Origin of the sequence: Klebsiella terrigena (assembly GCF_006539725.1) — a bacterium.
Classification (GTDB): Bacteria; Pseudomonadota; Gammaproteobacteria; order Enterobacterales; family Enterobacteriaceae; genus Klebsiella; species Klebsiella terrigena.
On record NZ_BJNO01000023.1, the window covers coordinates 39581 to 54282 of the forward strand.

15 protein-coding genes are annotated in these 14702 nt (G+C 61.6%); 2 read left to right on the top strand and 13 right to left on the bottom strand.

Annotation, left to right across the window (positions count from 1 at the left end):
• Positions 1 to 271: 271 nt before the first annotated feature.
• The 7 genes from RTE01_RS21215 to RTE01_RS21245 are packed head-to-tail and all read right to left on the bottom strand — an operon-like array spanning position 272 to position 7242.
• On the bottom strand, positions 272 to 1237 hold the full coding sequence (locus RTE01_RS21215) for an oligopeptide/dipeptide ABC transporter ATP-binding protein (protein WP_123552131.1): 966 nt from the start codon (positions 1235 to 1237) through the stop codon (positions 272 to 274).
• Positions 1230 to 2216: an ABC transporter ATP-binding protein gene (locus RTE01_RS21220; RefSeq protein WP_041146828.1), complete on the bottom strand. Its 987-nt coding sequence runs from the start codon at positions 2214 to 2216 to the stop codon at positions 1230 to 1232. The genes RTE01_RS21215 and RTE01_RS21220 overlap by 8 nt, the downstream gene beginning before the upstream one ends.
• Positions 2216 to 3109, bottom strand: coding sequence for a D,D-dipeptide ABC transporter permease (gene ddpC / locus RTE01_RS21225; protein WP_134527336.1), 894 nt, complete (start codon positions 3107 to 3109; stop codon positions 2216 to 2218). The genes RTE01_RS21220 and ddpC overlap by 1 nt, the downstream gene beginning before the upstream one ends.
• On the bottom strand, positions 3110 to 4129 hold the full coding sequence (locus RTE01_RS21230) for an ABC transporter permease (RefSeq protein WP_041146826.1): 1020 nt from the start codon (positions 4127 to 4129) through the stop codon (positions 3110 to 3112).
• Positions 4130 to 4188: 59 nt separating this feature from the next.
• A complete protein-coding gene (locus tag RTE01_RS21235; protein WP_041147723.1) occupies positions 4189 to 5745 on the bottom strand; it encodes an ABC transporter substrate-binding protein in 1557 nt (518 codons plus the stop codon).
• A 2-nt stretch (positions 5746 to 5747) separates the two neighbouring features.
• Positions 5748 to 6332 carry a D-alanyl-D-alanine dipeptidase gene (ddpX, locus tag RTE01_RS21240; RefSeq protein ID WP_041146825.1) on the bottom strand — a complete coding sequence of 195 codons (585 nt, stop codon included), beginning with the start codon at positions 6330 to 6332 and terminating at the stop codon, positions 5748 to 5750.
• A gap of 37 nt (positions 6333 to 6369) precedes the next feature.
• The gene (locus RTE01_RS21245; RefSeq protein ID WP_041146824.1) at positions 6370 to 7242 is read right to left on the bottom strand and encodes a MurR/RpiR family transcriptional regulator; all 873 of its coding nucleotides are present in this window, start codon (positions 7240 to 7242) and stop codon (positions 6370 to 6372) included.
• Between the two features lie 316 nt (positions 7243 to 7558).
• Between RTE01_RS21245 and RTE01_RS21250 the strand changes: the two genes are divergently transcribed.
• Together RTE01_RS21250 and RTE01_RS21255 are read left to right on the top strand one after the other, a co-directional pair.
• Positions 7559 to 8320: a transporter substrate-binding domain-containing protein gene (locus tag RTE01_RS21250; protein ID WP_041146823.1), complete on the top strand. Its 762-nt coding sequence runs from the start codon at positions 7559 to 7561 to the stop codon at positions 8318 to 8320.
• A gap of 83 nt (positions 8321 to 8403) precedes the next feature.
• Entirely contained in the window at positions 8404 to 9597 is a 1194-nt protein-coding gene (locus RTE01_RS21255) for an MFS transporter (protein ID WP_141335338.1), read from the top strand.
• Here RTE01_RS21255 and RTE01_RS26215 read toward each other — a convergent pair.
• The 6 genes from RTE01_RS26215 to RTE01_RS21280 all read right to left on the bottom strand — a co-directional run bounded on the left by RTE01_RS26215 (position 9594) and on the right by RTE01_RS21280 (position 14697).
• A complete protein-coding gene (locus RTE01_RS26215) occupies positions 9594 to 9746 on the bottom strand; it encodes a hypothetical protein (protein ID WP_166793700.1) in 153 nt (50 codons plus the stop codon). The genes RTE01_RS21255 and RTE01_RS26215 overlap by 4 nt on opposite strands.
• 47 nt (positions 9747 to 9793) lie before the next feature.
• On the bottom strand, positions 9794 to 10588 hold the full coding sequence (locus RTE01_RS21260) for an SDR family NAD(P)-dependent oxidoreductase (RefSeq protein WP_041146821.1): 795 nt from the start codon (positions 10586 to 10588) through the stop codon (positions 9794 to 9796).
• A gap of 84 nt (positions 10589 to 10672) precedes the next feature.
• Positions 10673 to 11605 (bottom strand): 2-hydroxyacid dehydrogenase, encoded by a 933-nt coding sequence (locus tag RTE01_RS21265; protein ID WP_134527334.1) that lies wholly within the window; start codon positions 11603 to 11605, stop codon positions 10673 to 10675.
• Positions 11606 to 11610: 5 nt separating this feature from the next.
• Positions 11611 to 12339: a class II aldolase/adducin family protein gene (locus RTE01_RS21270; RefSeq protein WP_041146819.1), complete on the bottom strand. Its 729-nt coding sequence runs from the start codon at positions 12337 to 12339 to the stop codon at positions 11611 to 11613.
• On the bottom strand, positions 12340 to 13860 hold the full coding sequence (locus RTE01_RS21275) for an amino acid ABC transporter permease/ATP-binding protein (protein ID WP_141335340.1): 1521 nt from the start codon (positions 13858 to 13860) through the stop codon (positions 12340 to 12342).
• 33 nt (positions 13861 to 13893) lie between these two features.
• Positions 13894 to 14697 carry an ABC transporter substrate-binding protein gene (locus RTE01_RS21280; RefSeq protein ID WP_041146817.1) on the bottom strand — a complete coding sequence of 268 codons (804 nt, stop codon included), beginning with the start codon at positions 14695 to 14697 and terminating at the stop codon, positions 13894 to 13896.
• Positions 14698 to 14702 lie beyond the last annotated feature (5 nt).

The window sequence follows — 14702 nt, forward strand, 5'->3', positions numbered from 1 at the left end:
GGTTGTAAATAGGATGATGAGCGTGATTGTAAGAATAATCTCAATGGGCGTTGTGGTGTTTTGTGCCTTATGACAGGAAGACTTCGTGCGGGCAGAGAAATAAATAAAGATACAGGCGAGGATGTATCTTATTTATTATTCACGCTGTTTATATTGTGGTGGTTATTATAGATAAACCGCATCCTTTCACCGGGAAAACAGCGCTGTGAAAGAATGCGGCATCATCGATGCGGCTATAAGAACCGCTGCGATCTGCGGGCGATATCCGCGTTCAGCTCATCACCGCCGTGACGGCAAGGCTTTCCGCCTTCCAGCAGCGGGCGGCGCTGCCGTTGGCCAGCGGGCGCAGGGGCTGCGGTTGTTCACAGCCGGCGCTGGCGAAGGGGCAGCGCTCGCGAAAATAACAGCCCTCCGGCAGATGCCGGTTGCCGGGCAGCTCGGTGTTGCGCGGGGCGTCGCCCAGCGGCGCGCCAATCCGCGGCACCGAATCCATCAGCAGACGGGTATAGGGATGAGACGGCGCGTCGAGGACCCGGCGCGCTTCGCCCATCTCGACGATTTGCCCGAGATACATCACCGCCACGCGGTCGCTCATATGACGCACCACCGAGACGTTATGCGAGATCAGCACGAAGGTCAGGTTCTGCTGTTTTTGCAGCTCAACCAGCAGATTGAGGATCTGCGCCTGCACTGAAATATCCAGCGCCGAGGTGGGCTCATCCAGCACGATAATATCCGGCTTCGCCGACAGCGCGCGGGCGATCGCAATGCGCTGGCGCTGGCCGCCGGAAAAGGCGTGCGGCAGGCGGTCGAGATACTCTGGACGCAGCCCAACCTGCAGCGCCAGCCGCTCGGCGAGCGCGCGCCGCGCCTTCTCGCCGGGCCGGGACTGGATCCACACCGGCTCGGTGATGGTCCGCCAGACGGGCAGGCGCGGGTCCAGCGAGGAGAGCGGGTCCTGGAAGACCATCTGCATGCTGCCGGCGTCGCGCCCGGCCGCGGAGTCCCCGCCGCGATCGAAGCGGCCGGACGAAGGTTTGAGCATGCCCATCAGCAGCCTGGCGAGGGTGCTTTTTCCGCAGCCGGATTCGCCAACGATACCCAGGGTTTCGCCGCGATAGGCCGTCATATCCAGGCCGTTTAGCGCATAGACGCGCTCGACGACCTTACCGCGCCAGTTCTTGCGCGCCGGGAAGTTAAGATGAACATCGCTCAGCGTTAATAATCTGTCAGACATGGGCGTTCTCCCGTTGCGGATACCAGCAGGCCGCCTGCTGTTCGGTGTGTTCTATCGGCCGCAGCAGCGGGACCGTCCCGCAGCCCTCGCCGGCGGCGAAGCAGCGTTCGCGAAAGGCGCAGCCGCCGGGCAGGCGCGCGAGGTTGGGCACCGTGCCGGGAATCGATTGCAGCGGCGATCGCGGCTCGCCGTTATCCGGGGCGCTGTTCAGCAGGCCAACGGAGTAGGGATGCAGCGGATGATGCAGCACCTGCGGGGTCGAACCGCTTTCGATTACCGCCCCGGCGTACATGACGTACAGCCGATCGCAAACCTGGGAAACGACCGCCATATCGTGGCTGATAAACAGCACCGCGGTTCCCGTGGCCTGCGCCTTCTGTTTTAGCAGGCGCAGAACCTGGCGCTGGACGGTAACGTCCAGGGCGGTGGTGGGCTCATCGGCAATCAGCAGGTCAGGCTCGCAGGAGAAGGCGATGGCGATCATCACCCGCTGGCGCATTCCGCCGGAGAGCTCAAACGGGTAGCGATCCATCACCCGCTGCGGGTCGGCTATCTGCATATCTGCCAGCAGCGCCACCGCCCTGGCGCGGGCCTCGCGGGCGGAGAGCGGACGGTGCTGGCGGATAACGTCCACCATCTGTTTGCCAATCCGCCGCGTCGGGTTCAGGGCGGTCATCGGCTCCTGGAAAATCATCGCCACCCTGCGGCCGCGAATAGCGCGCATCTCTTTTTCCGTTGCGCCGAGGATATCGTTGCCCATCAGGGTCACCTGGCCGCTGTGGATCTGATAGCTCTCCGGCGGCAGCAGGCGCATCGCCAGCATTGCGGTGACGGATTTCCCCGAACCCGACTCGCCCACCACGCCAACAATTTCGCCGCGGTCGATATGCATGGAAACGGCGTTCAGGACGTGCACCGCGCCCTGGTATACGGGGAAGCTTAAGCGGACGTTATCGATAGTTAAAACCCGGTTATTCATTAGCTGCGTCCTCCGGACTTCGGATCCAGTAAGTCCTGAATCCCGTCACCAAACAGATTAAAACCGACGGCGGTGATCAGGATGGCGGCGCCGGGGAAGGCGCAGTACCACCACTGGTCGAGAACATAGTTACGGCCATTGGCCACCATCGCTCCCCATTCGGCGGTCGGCTGCTGGGCGCCGAGGCCGATAAAGCCTAACGTCGCCGCCATCAGAATGGCGCTGCCGATATCGAGCGAAGCCTGCACCACCAGCGGCGGCAGCGCATTGCGCAGAATATGCCAGCTGATCAGATGCCAGCGGGAGGCGCCGAAGGTGACGGAGGCCTCAACGAAGCTGTGCTGGCGCACGATCAGCGTTTGTCCGCGCGCCAGGCGCACGTAAAAGGGGATCCGCACGATAGCGATCGCCAGCATGGCGTTGAACAGGCTGGGGCCTAACGCGGCGGCCAGCGCCATCGTCAGCACCAGCGAGGGGATCGACAGCATGATATCCATCAGCCGCATGATCAGCGCGTCGCTGCGCCCGCCGAGGACGCCGGAGAGGCAGCCGAGCAGCGAGCCGCCGATCCCGGCGATCAGCACCACCGCCAGCCCGGCGGCGATCGACTGCTGGCTGCCGATCAGCACCCGGCTAAACAGATCCCGGCCCACTTCGTCGGTGCCAAACCAGTGGATCGCCGACGGCGCCTGCAGGCGGGCGGTGAGATCGATGGCGTTAGGATCGTGCGGCACCAGCCACGGAGAGAAGATCATCAGGAACAGCATGATCAGCATAATGCCGCCGCCGATCAGCGTCAGCGGGCTTTTACGTATCAGCCACAGGCGGCGTTTCCACGCGTGGCTGCGGCTGATTTTCACGCCGACGGCGGGGCTTTCCTGGGTCATCATCACTTAGCTTTCTCCCCGACCCATACGCGGGTCTATCCACAAATAGAGCAGGTCAACGAGCAGGTTGACCAGCACGTAGGCAAACGACACCACCACGGCGAACCCCATTACCGCCGGGAAATCGAGCGCCTGAATGGAGGAGACCACATAGGCACCCATCCCGGGCCAGGCGAAGACGGTTTCTGTCAGCACCGCGCCGTACAGCAGGTCCCCCAGCGCGAGGCCGAGCACGGTGACCGAGGGGATCAGCGCGTTGGGCAGGGCGTAGCGCATCACGATGGTCCACTTCGGCAGCCCGCTGGCCAGCGCGGTGCGGATATAATCTTCGCTAAGCTGCTCCAGCATCGCCGAGCGAATCTGCCGGGCGACGATCCCCAGGTGGACGAAGGCCAGGGTGGTGGCCGGTAAAATCAGGTGCTGAAGGGCGTTAAAGAACACCTCGAGGTTGCCTTCCAGCAGCGAGTCGATCAGGTAGAAACCGGTCACGTGGGTTGGCGGGTCAAACCAGTCGTCAAGTCGTCCGCTGCCCGGCAGCCAGTTCAGCTTGCCGTAGAACAGAACGATCGCCCCCAGCCCCAGCCAGAACGCCGGGGTAGAAATGCCGGTCAGCGCCATCAGGCGCACCAGATGATCGGTCCAGCGGTTGCGGTACACCGCCGAGAGCACGCCGAGCGGAATGCCGACCACCAGCGCGATGAACAGCGCGCATATCGCCAGCTCCAGCGTTGCGGGGAAAAAGGTTTTAAGATCCTCCAGCACCGGGCGTCCGGTACGGATAGAAGTGCCGAGATCGCCGTGCAGCAGGGCGTTGACGTAGTGTAAAAACTGCTGCCAGAGGGGGAGATCCAGCCCCAGCTGCTGGCGAATATGGCGCACGATCTCATCGCTCGCGCGATCGCCCGCCAGCAGCCGCGCGGGGTCGCCGGGAATGAGGTGCGAAATAATAAAGGTGATTGCGCATACGCCGGCGACGACGAGGATCAGTCCCCAGCTGCGTTGTCGTAGTAAACCCCAGAAACTCATCATGACGTCCTCTGCCGGGCCGATGGCTGCCCGGCATCACAAGGTTAAGGTGCGGCCCGCTATTTGTGCATCTCGGCAATATTGAAGATCTGCTCGAGCATCGGGTTAAAGACGAAGCCTTTGACCTCTTTGTTCATCGCCACCTGATAGTTCTTCTGGAACAGATAGACGTAGGCGGCCTCATCGATAACCGTTTTCTGCGCCGCCTGATAATCCGCGGTTCGCTGCCCCTGATCGGCGGTGGAGACCGCCTTCTTGAGCAGGGCGTCAACCTGCGGGTTCTCGTAGAATGAACGGTTGCCCGGCAGCCCTTTCTTATCCGATTCAAACCAGTAGTTCATGAACATATAGGGGTCGGCGAAATCCGGGCTCCAGTTGCCGATGGCGATGTCGTAATCCCCTTTGCCAATCCGCTCGCGCATGGTGGCGTTAGCCAGCTTTTCGAGCTTCACCGGGATGCCCAGCGCCTGCAGGTTCGCCTGGGTGGAGAGGGCGATAGGCTCCCAGTTAGGGTCATTATCGGAGTAGAGGAACGACAGGGTTTTGGGCTTATCCGCCACTTTTTCCAGCGCGGCTTTGGCTTTGTCCATATCGAGGGAGTACTGCATGGCGCTGGCGTCATAGCCCCACATGCCGTCCGGGATCGGGCCGCGCATCTGCTTGCCGTTGCCGCCGAGGATGCCGTTGACCATCCCTTTATAGTCGGTGGCCCAGGAGACGGCGCGGCGGAGATCGACCTGATTCATCGGCGCCTTGCTGTTGTTGAGGTACAGGTAGGTCACCCGCAGCGCCGGATAGTCATACACCGTGACGCGATCCTCTTTCTTCAGCGCCGCAAACTGGTCTACCGGCAGCGCATCGGCAATATCCAGATCGCCCTTGGTCAGCTGCAGGCGGCGGGCGGAGCTTTCGCCGATAATCTTCACCGTGACCCGCTTAAAGACCGGCTTAATGCCGCTGTAGTGCGGGTTAGGCACCAGCACCAGCTGCTGGCCTTTCTGCCAGCGCTGCAGCATATAGGCGCCGGAGCCGGCAGTATGTTCCGCCAGCCAGCCGCGGGCGTCGTCGGCGGCGTTGGCCTTCAGCACCGCCGGGTTGACGATCGACGCGCCGTCGTTGGCGAGAGTGTGCAGGAACGGGGCGAAAGGCTCCGGCAGGGTGAAGCGGACCGTGGTGGGATCGACGGCATCAATTTTCAGCCCGGTCGGGAAGGCTTCCGAAGGACCTTGCTTAATGCGCATCAGGCGTTCGAAAGAGAGCTTGACCGCCTCGGCCGTCACCGGCGAGCCGTCGGCAAACTGCATGCTTTTGTGCAGCGTAAAGGTCCAGGTTTTACCGTCATCGGAGACCTGCCAGCTCTCCGCCAGCTCGCCCTCGACGTCCGTTGAGCCTTTCCCGTCATCGGTTTTATATTTCACCAGCCGCTGATAGGCCGGGTAGGTGACCGTCCAGTCGTTGTTATCGATGGTCACGGCCGGATCGAGGGTCTGCGGGTCGGCGGCTTTACCGATCACCAGCATATCTTTGGGGACCGCGGCATAGGCCGGCGCAACGGCGGCGGCCAGCGCGACGGCCAGCAGCAGCGGACGAAAACCGGTTAAGGGGGTACGAATCATTTTCATGGAATTACTCCGTCAGTCTTAGCGGGAGCCAGGCAGGCAAAAACATCATCAAGGAGCGGATAACCGGCCGCGTCCGGTAGTTCGAAGTGCCACCATTCCGTGGAAATACCCTTAAAGCCGCCGCCAAACATCACGGCGTTCAGCAGCAGGCGATGACGCTGAGCGGCGGGGGGAACCGCCGGGTGGTAAGGGTGAGAGAGATCGTCCATCTCATCGAAGGCGGTGCCCATATCCAGCGGCTGGCCGCTTTCGTCGAGCAGCGTCACGTCGATAGCGGTGCCGCGGCTGTGGTTCGACCCCAGCGCAATCGGCACCACGTAATCCTGATTCGGACAGGCGTTCCACAGCAGCTGCTGAGCCTGCTGCGGACGATAGGCATCGAGAACCTGCAGATGCAGGCCTGCCAGCCGGGCGATGCGCAGAGACTTCTCCAGCGCCGCCGCCGCGTCCGGGTGCAGCAGGCAGCGGGCTTCGGCATAGATCGGCTGGCCGGTAATGTTATCGGCGCTGGCGTACTTGAGATCGATAGCCAGCGCCGGAAACCGCGCGCGGATATCGACCAGGGTGACTTGCTGATTCATCTGTTATTTCCTGTCCTGAAGCCTGGCGAGCAGGCGCTTATTCACGTTCAAATTGACCAAACTCCTGCTGCAGCGCCCGGTTCTCGGCCAGCCGCTGCGACAGCGACGGGCCGAGTCGCTCGACGACCGCCGAGAGCAGCAGGTTGAAAAGGCAGCCGATCGGTGCGAGCGAATCCCAAAAGTGGCCGGTATCGGTTTTAACCTGCAGCAGATCGAGGGGATAGTCGCGGGCCCACGGGCACCAGATATCGGTGACCAGCGCGGTGGCGATGCGCCGCTCGGCGGCCACCCGGCAGAACTGCCTGGCGGTGCTGGAGTAGGCGCGGGTATCGGTGATCACCACGTAGGGATGTTCATATTCAGAGTTCAGCGCCTCCAGCCAGCTGCCGGAACTGCCGTCGGCGTAGGTCACCCGCGGACGCAGATATTCGAGGTGGCTAAAAAAGGCGTTGGCAAGACCGCGCGTGGACTGGATGCCGATCACAATCACCGCGTCGGCTCGCGCAATCCGCTCGCTGATGCGGGCGAAGGTCTCCTCCTGCGCCAGCTGGTAGACGTAGCGGATAGCGTCGAGCTCCATCTGCAGCGACAGGCTGGCGCGGTCGGGCTGCGCCTGCTGCTGCGCCCAGGAGTCGAGGCGATCGATGACGCCCCAGTGTCTATAGGGCACCGGCGCGCGATCCTTCAGGCTGTTTTTAACATCATCGAGGTTGCGGTAGCCCAGCTTGCGCAGATAGCGTCCGACGGTGATCCCGCTGGTGCCGGTTGCCTGAGCAATGCTGTCCGCGGTCTCAAAGGGGATATGCTGGCGATGGCTCAGCAGCCAGCTGCCGATGCGCTTTTCGCTAGGCGTAAGCTGGCTAAAGGTCGCCTCAATGGTGCGAAACAGCTCGTCGCTACTCTCGTTCATCCTGACCCCCGTTGATATTTGGCTCTCATAAACCATTCCGCTGTTACTCAGCTAACAAAGCACGATGCATGCCATCTATTACGGAACACCGTCGTTCCGCGGTATGACGGGGAAAAGGCTGGAGGCAGGCGAACTATGAGCGTAGATTTTCGCCAAAACATGCACAAAGAAGGTGCAACGTTTCCTGGTTGTGCATCACAAAAATAAAACATATGGTTAACAAAGTTGTCATTAATGCAGGCGACCGAAAAGAGAAAAACGGCGGGCATCGGGCGCGCACAATTAACATAACTGACTAATTAATAAGGATGAGGGTATGAAGGTTAAGGTTTGTATTGCTCTGGCGCTGGCGAGCATTGCCTGCAGCAGCCTGGCACGTGATATGCAAACAATTCAGCACAGCGGCGAACTGAAGGTCGGCGTGCCGGGAGATTACGCCCCGCTGGCGTTTCATAATGGCGTCGGCGAGCTGCTCGGCTATGACGTTGATATGGCAAAGGATCTTGGCGAGAAGCTGGGGCTGAAGGTGACGTTTGTGCAGACCAGCTGGCCGACGCTGTCGGGCGATCTGCAGGCCGATAAGTTTGATATCGCCATGGGCGGCGTCACCGAGACGCCGGAGCGGGCGAAAGATTTCGCCCTCAGCCATCCGGTGGTTGCCAACGGCAAAATTGCCCTCGCCAGCTGCATGGCGGCGCCGGCGCTGGGGAGCCTTGAAAAAATCGATCGCCCGAACGTGAAGGTGATCGTCAATCCAGGCGGCACCAACCAAAGCTACGTCGATGCGCATATTAAACATGCGCAGATCATCCGGGTGAAAAACAACGTCGATAACCTCGAAGCGCTGCGGCAGAAAACCGCCGACATGATGGTGACCGACCTGATTGAGGGCATCTATTACCAGAACAAAGAGCCCGGGGTCTTTTGCGTCGCCAACGAGCAGCCTTTCCCGGGAACCGCCAGCTTTAAGGTCTACATGATGAAAAAGGATAATCAGCCGCTGCTGGAGAAGGTCAACCGCTGGCTGGATAGCCAGGATAAAAATGTGCTCAAGCAGAAGTGGAAAATTCACGAATAGGCGGTGGCGATTGTCTCGTTGCCGGGTAAAGTGGTTGTTTACACGCCGCGCAGGCGCGCAGCGAAACCGGATAACGAGAATTGATGAACGCTGAGATAACCCTGCCTGTCAGGCAACAGAACAACAATATTATCCGCCTGGCGACCGCCCAGGCGCTGGCGGGGGCCAATTCGGTGGTCTTTTACGCCACCGGGGCGATTGTCGGCAACGCCATTGCCCCGGATCGCGCCCTTGCCACGCTGCCGATCGCCATTTTCGTCCTCGGCATGGCGGCCTGTATTTTACCCTTTGGCGCCCTGGCCAGAAGGCGCGGGCGCCGGGCGGTATTTATGCTGGGCACCGGCGCCGGCGTTCTCACCGGCCTGCTGGCCGCTCTGGCGGTGGTGACCGGCTCCTTCTGGCTCTTCTGCGTGGCGGCATTTTTGGGCGGTGCCTACGCGGCGGTGGCGGTCTCGTTTCGCTTTGCCGCCACGGACGGCGTTGGCGCCGAGCGTCGCGCCCGGGCGCTGTCGCTGGTGATGGGCGGCGGCGTGGCCGCCGGGGTGATTGGCCCGATGCTGGTGACCGGGACGATGAACCTGTGGCCGGCGCATACCTTCGCCATGACCTTTCTTGCCCAGGGCGCGGTGGCGGCGGTTTCGGCGCTGGTGCTGCTGGGGGTCACGTCCGCAGAGCCGGTAGCCCAGGCGAGGAGCGGCGGCCGTCCGCTCGGGGAGATCGTGCGCCAGCCGGGTTTTGCCCGCACGGTATTCAGCGGGGCGGTGGCCTATATGGTGATGAACTTCCTGATGACCGCCGCGCCGCTCTCCATGCATCTGCACGGTATTTCTCAGCAGGCGTCGAACCTTGGCATTCAGTGGCACGTGGTGGCGATGTACGGCCCCGGCTTTTTTACCGGCAGGCTTATCACCCGCTTCGGCGCCAGGCGTATTAACGCGGCGGGGCTGGCGCTTCTCGCGCTGTCGGTACTGGTTGGGCTGGCCGGCACCGAGGTGATGCACTACTGGGTATCGCTCATTCTGCTGGGCATCGGCTGGAACTTCGGCTTCACCGGCGCTTCGACGCAGATTATGGATTTCCACCGTCCGGAAGAGAAAACCCAGGTGCAGTCGCTGAACGACTTTATCGTCTTCGGCGTGATGATGGTGGGGGCGTTCGCCTCCGGCGCGCTGATGAACCTCTTCGGCTGGAACGCCGTGCTCTGGGGCTCGCTGGTGCCGGTGATGATCGCCCTGGCGGCACTATTGTTCGGCGCGCGCGCTCGGCGCCAACGCTAAAGCGGGGCGGCCAGGGCGATGCGCCCCGGCTCCAGCTTGATAATGCGGTCGGCGAGATGGCAGTTGCGATCGTCGTGGGTGAGGGCGACGATGGTTTTGCCCTCGGCCTTCAGCATCGGCAGGCGTTCAAGATAAAACAGCGCCAACAATAGCGGGCGATCGCCCTTCTGCCGATCGGCGGAAGGGCGTCGCGCTATCAGACGATATCGTCCACCACGCCGCCGTCAACGCGCAGCGCCGCACCCGAGGTCGCCGAGGCCTGGGTCGAGCAAACGTACACCACCATATTCGCCACCTCTTCCACCGACGCCGCGCGCTGAATCACCGACGCGGGGCGGTGGGCCATGACAAACTCTTTCGCCAGCTGCTCCAGCGGTTTTCCGGTCCTGGCGACCTCGTCCTTCATCATTTCGGCAAAGCCGTCGGACAGGGTGGGGCCCGGCAGCACGCTGTTGACGGTGACGCCGCTGCCGGCGACGTATTTCGCCAGCCCGCGCGCCAGCGACAGCTGGGCGGTTTTGGTCACCCCGTAGTGGATCATGTCCGCCGGCACGTTGCGCGCCGATTCGGAAGAGATAAACACCACCCGACCCCAGCCTTTTTGCACCATCCCCGGCAGCAGCGCCCGCGATAAGCGCACGCCGGACATCACGTTGGTCTGCCAGTAGTTTTCCCAGGTTTCGTCATCGGTTTCATAGAAATCCTGCGGGCCATAGATGCCGGCGTTGTTGACCAGAATATCGATGCCGACCAGCGCCTGCAGCAGCTGATTCACGCCCTGGGCGCCGCTCAGGTCGGCGACCGCCGGACGCGCGCTGGCGCCCGGGACTTCATTTTGCAACCGGGCAATGGCCTCGTTAACGCTGCGCTCGCTGCGTCCGTTAATCACCACCTCCGCACCGCTCTCCGCCAGCCCTTTGGCGATGGCAAAGCCGATCCCCGCGGTTGATGCGGTCACCAGCGCGACCTTCCCCGATAAATCAATCTTCATAACCCTGGCCTTAATGTGTAAACAACAGACCATTAAGCGTAGCAGCTGACGCCGGCGCAGGGCGGGGAGAGAGGTTGCAAGGTGTTAATAGCCCATCTGCTTATCGACCAGATTTTTCAGCGGCAGCGCCTGCTGCTGGCGCTGAATATTTTCCAGCAGCTGGCGGGCAATCACCTGCGCCGGGGCGATGGAGGCGATATGCGGAGTGATGACCACCCGCGGATGCGACCACAGCGGGTCGGCGTCCGGCAGCGGTTCGACCGGGAAGACGTCCAGCAGCGCGCCCGCCAGCCGGCCGCTGTCCAGCGCCTGCAGCACGTCGTGATTCACCATATGCTCGCCGCGCCCGCAGTTGATCAGCACCGCGCCTTCCGGGAGCTGGTCGAGCAGGGGCCGCGCGAGGATGCCGCGAGTCTGCTCGGTAAGCGGCAGGACGTTGATCAGCGCGTCCAGCTCGCCGAGGAAGCCGGCGGCCTGCGCATCGCCGTGGTAGCAATGCACGCCCGCCAGGCGCTTTTCGCTCCGCGCCCAGCCGGAGACGCGGTACCCCAGCCCGGCAAGGCGGGTAGCGATGTAGCCGCCGATTTCACCGAGCCCCATCACCCCGACGCGAAAATCGGCGGCGGCCCGCTGCGGGTAGGCCTGCCACACCCGCTCGCGCTGATGCGCCAGCGCGCGGTCAAAGTGGCGCTGAAACCACAGCACGCCCCACAGCGCGTATTCGAACATCCCGTGACGAAAATCTTCATCCACCACCCGGCATAGCGGCACCTGGCTGGCGAACACTGATTCTGGAAGGTGGTCAACCCCGGCCGAGGCGGCCTGGATAAGCTTTAGCCCCGGCGAGCGGGCCAGCAGCTGAGGGTCGGGAAACCAGCAGCTGGCATACTCCGCGCGCCCTGCCGCCGGATGGTCGGGCAGGACCGCCGTGACGTGGGGAAAAAGGCGCAGCGCGTCGCAAATCTCGCGGGCGTAGTTTGGGTCATTGCAGTCGACAACGATAGTCAGGTTAGGCATAGGCATTACTCTTGATAAGCAGTGTCGAGGCGGTTAAGGCGGCGCAGCCACGCCTGCCAGACCTGCTGACGCTCGTGCTCCACGCCCATCAGCTGTTCGCAGGCGTGCTGGCTCAGGTGCGCCGGGATGTGGTGAATCGGGCTGAGCGGGGCGAGCTGGGCGGTCGCCATCTGAATTTCGCAGGCGCGGTTGAGGTAGTACATGATGTAAAACGCATCGGCGACGGTGCGCCCGACCGACAGCAGGCCGTGGCTCTGCAAAATCATGGCGATATTATCCCCCAGCGAGCGCTGAATGCGCGCGCGTTCGTCGAGGTCAAACGCCACCCCTTCATACGGGTGATAGCCGACGCGCTGATAAAACTCGGTGCTGATCTGGTTGAGCTGCAGCAGGCCGTCCTGGCAGGCGGCGACCGCCATGCCAGGCAGCGTATGGGTGTGGATCACGCAGTGGGCATCCTCCCGCGCCATATGCACCGCGCTGTGGATGGTAAAACCGGCCGAGTTTGCCGGGGCGGAGCCTTCCACCACCTTGCCCTGCATATCGACGACAATCAGATTGCTGGCGGTCACCTCGTCGAACATCATGCCGAACGGGTTAATCAGAAAGCGCGGCTCGCCGTCGCCGGGCAGGCGCACGGAAAAGTGGGTATAGAGGGTATCTTCCCAGCCAAACAGCGCCGCCAGGCGGTAGGCGGCGGCCAGATCCTGGCGCAGTTCACGTTCAGTAGCCATTTATTGTACTCCCATAAATTCACGGATGCGGGTCAGCCCCGGATCGCTGGCGCCGTCACGGATGCGCGGTGGCGGCACGTCGCTCACCACCACGCCGTTCTCCATCATCACCACCCGATCGGAAATGGATAACGCGAAGTCCATCTCATGGGTGACGATCAGCATCGTCATCCCTTCGCGGGCGAGAGACTGAATCACCTTCAGCACCTCGCCGACCAGCTCAGGGTCCAGCGCCGAGGTGGGCTCGTCAAACAGCATGATGTCCGGTTTTAAGGCCAGCGCCCTGGCGATGGCAACGCGCTGCTGCTGTCCGCCGGAGAGCTGCCAGGGGTATTTTTCGCCATGGGCCAGCAGCCCGACGCGGTCCAGCAGATAGAGGGCCTGCTCTTTTGCCACGCGGCGATCGACCAGCTTGTGATACAGCGGGGCGAGCATCACGTTGTCGAGCACCGTGCGGTGGGGAAAGAGGTTGAAGCTCTGGAAAACCATGCCGATACGGCGCACGCCGGCGCGCATCTGCGGCTTATCGACGATCGCCGCGCCTTTCAGGTAATCCTCGCCGTAGAGAATAATCTCCCCGCCATCGAGACTTTCCAGGGCGTTGATGGTGCGGATAAGGGTGGTTTTGCCCGACCCGGATGGCCCGATGATGCTGATGACCTCGCCGTTATCGACCTTCAAATCGATGCCTTTCAGCACCTGATGCTGGCCCCAGGATTTTTCGATCGCCCGCAGATCGAGAGCCGGTGGGCTGCCGCTGGTGGGTTCGGCCTTCGCCGCCTGCGGCGGCGCTTTCAGGCTCTGGCGCAGGGCCTCGCATTCGGCGTCGTTGAAGGTTTGCGGGCGCTTTTGCTGAATATCGAGCCGGTTTTCCAGCGCCCGGAACAGCCAGGTAAACAGCGTTACCACCATCACGTAGTAGACCGCCACCGCCAGCAGGGTCTCCATCACGAGGAAGTTCTGCGCGTACAGGCGCTGGCCGGTAAGCAGCAGCTCCGGTAGCGAGATCACCGACAAAATCGAGCTGAGCTTAATGATGGTGATGTATTCATTAATCAGCGTGGGCAGCGAAATACGGAACGCCTGCGGGATAATAATCAGGCGCTGAATGCCGATAAAGCTGAAGCTTAAGGCGTGGCCGGCTTCGCTCTGTCCCTTCGCCACTGAGATTAATCCGCCGCGATGAATCTCCGCCATATAGGCCGCCTCGGTGACGGTCATCGAGACCAGGCCGGCAATAAACGGCACCCCGAGCAGCGGCTGGGTCAGCGGGAAGAGCTGCGGCAGGTTATAGACAAACACCAGCAGCACCATCAGCGGCACGCTGCGGAAAAACCAAATATAGAGTTCGACGGGAACCTTCAGCCAGCGCGGGCCGGAGAGCTTCGCGCAGGCTAAAAGAAAACCTAATACCAGGCCAATAAACCATGACAATGAACTGACGACGATGACGGTAACGCACGCCTGCCAGAATGCCCCAATGCTAAATAACGAGAAAAAGTATCCCCAATCGAACTCCATACCGACTCCTGTTGCGCATTGGCTTAAGCGTATTTAATCGATGCGTTCTAAGTTGTATTTCTTGATGATGGCGTCATATTTGCCGTTGGCTTTTAAGGTGGCTAACGTCGATTTAATCGCCTCCACCAGTTCGCTATTACCTTTACTGACGTAAATCCCCAGCGGCAGGGGGTAGACCAGGCGGGTGGAGCTAATCGCCAGCCGTCCGCGGCTCTTGTCGACAAGAATTTGCGCCGCCGGAGCGATCTCTAACTGCGCGCTAATATTTTTCGATATCAGGGCCTGGGAGACTTCCGGGGCGGTCGGGAACTCCTGAATGCTAATCGCCGGCTTGCCGTTTTTCAGGCAGTATTCGTCGGAGTGATTCTTCAGGCTGGCGACCCAGCTGGTGCCCTGCTGCAGCCCCACCTTGACGCCGCACAGCTCGTCTTCCGTTTTCGGCTGAATCTCGCCGCTCTTCAGGGCGATAATTGACGCGCCGGAGAGGGCGTAAGGCACCGCGTCGGCCTGCTTAAGGCGCTCCGGCGTGATGTACATCCCGGAGATCACCGCGTCATATTTCTTGCCAATCCCTAAGATCAGGCTGGTGAATTTGGTATCGATCAGCTGCGGTTTAGCCTTCAGGTGCTCGGCAATCAGCGCGGCGAACTCCGGGTCGAGGCCGACGATATTGTTATTGCTGTCGTAAGATTCAAACGGCGGATAGGTCACCTCCATCCCGACTTTAAATACGCCGTCCGTCAGCAGCTCTGCGGCCTGGGTCAGCGGAGAGAAGCAGGCGGCGATGGCGATGCCCACCGCCACGCGGCGCGAGAGCTTATGGATCGTTTTTTTCATCATGT

Bases quoted from the DNA above. Each gene is read 5' to 3' on its own strand.
- RTE01_RS21280 (WP_041146817.1), bottom strand. From the start codon at position 14,697: ATGAAAAAAACGATCCATAAGCTCTCGCGCCGCGTGGCGGTGGGCATC.
- ddpX (WP_041146825.1), bottom strand. From the start codon at position 6,332: ATGAATCAGCAAGTCACCCTGGTCGATATCCGCGCGCGGTTTCCGGCG.
- RTE01_RS21230 (WP_041146826.1), bottom strand. From the start codon at position 4,129: ATGAGTTTCTGGGGTTTACTACGACAACGCAGCTGGGGACTGATCCTC.
- RTE01_RS21275 (WP_141335340.1), bottom strand. From the start codon at position 13,860: ATGGAGTTCGATTGGGGATACTTTTTCTCGTTATTTAGCATTGGGGCA.
- RTE01_RS21235 (WP_041147723.1), bottom strand. From the start codon at position 5,745: ATGATTCGTACCCCCTTAACCGGTTTTCGTCCGCTGCTGCTGGCCGTC.
- RTE01_RS21260 (WP_041146821.1), bottom strand. From the start codon at position 10,588: ATGAAGATTGATTTATCGGGGAAGGTCGCGCTGGTGACCGCATCAACC.
- RTE01_RS21270 (WP_041146819.1), bottom strand. From the start codon at position 12,339: ATGGCTACTGAACGTGAACTGCGCCAGGATCTGGCCGCCGCCTACCGC.
- RTE01_RS21250 (WP_041146823.1), top strand. From the start codon at position 7,559: ATGAAGGTTAAGGTTTGTATTGCTCTGGCGCTGGCGAGCATTGCCTGC.
- RTE01_RS21245 (WP_041146824.1), bottom strand. From the start codon at position 7,242: ATGAACGAGAGTAGCGACGAGCTGTTTCGCACCATTGAGGCGACCTTT.
- RTE01_RS21265 (WP_134527334.1), bottom strand. From the start codon at position 11,605: ATGCCTAACCTGACTATCGTTGTCGACTGCAATGACCCAAACTACGCC.
- RTE01_RS21255 (WP_141335338.1), top strand. From the start codon at position 8,404: ATGAACGCTGAGATAACCCTGCCTGTCAGGCAACAGAACAACAATATT.
- RTE01_RS21215 (WP_123552131.1), bottom strand. From the start codon at position 1,237: ATGTCTGACAGATTATTAACGCTGAGCGATGTTCATCTTAACTTCCCG.
- RTE01_RS21220 (WP_041146828.1), bottom strand. From the start codon at position 2,216: ATGAATAACCGGGTTTTAACTATCGATAACGTCCGCTTAAGCTTCCCC.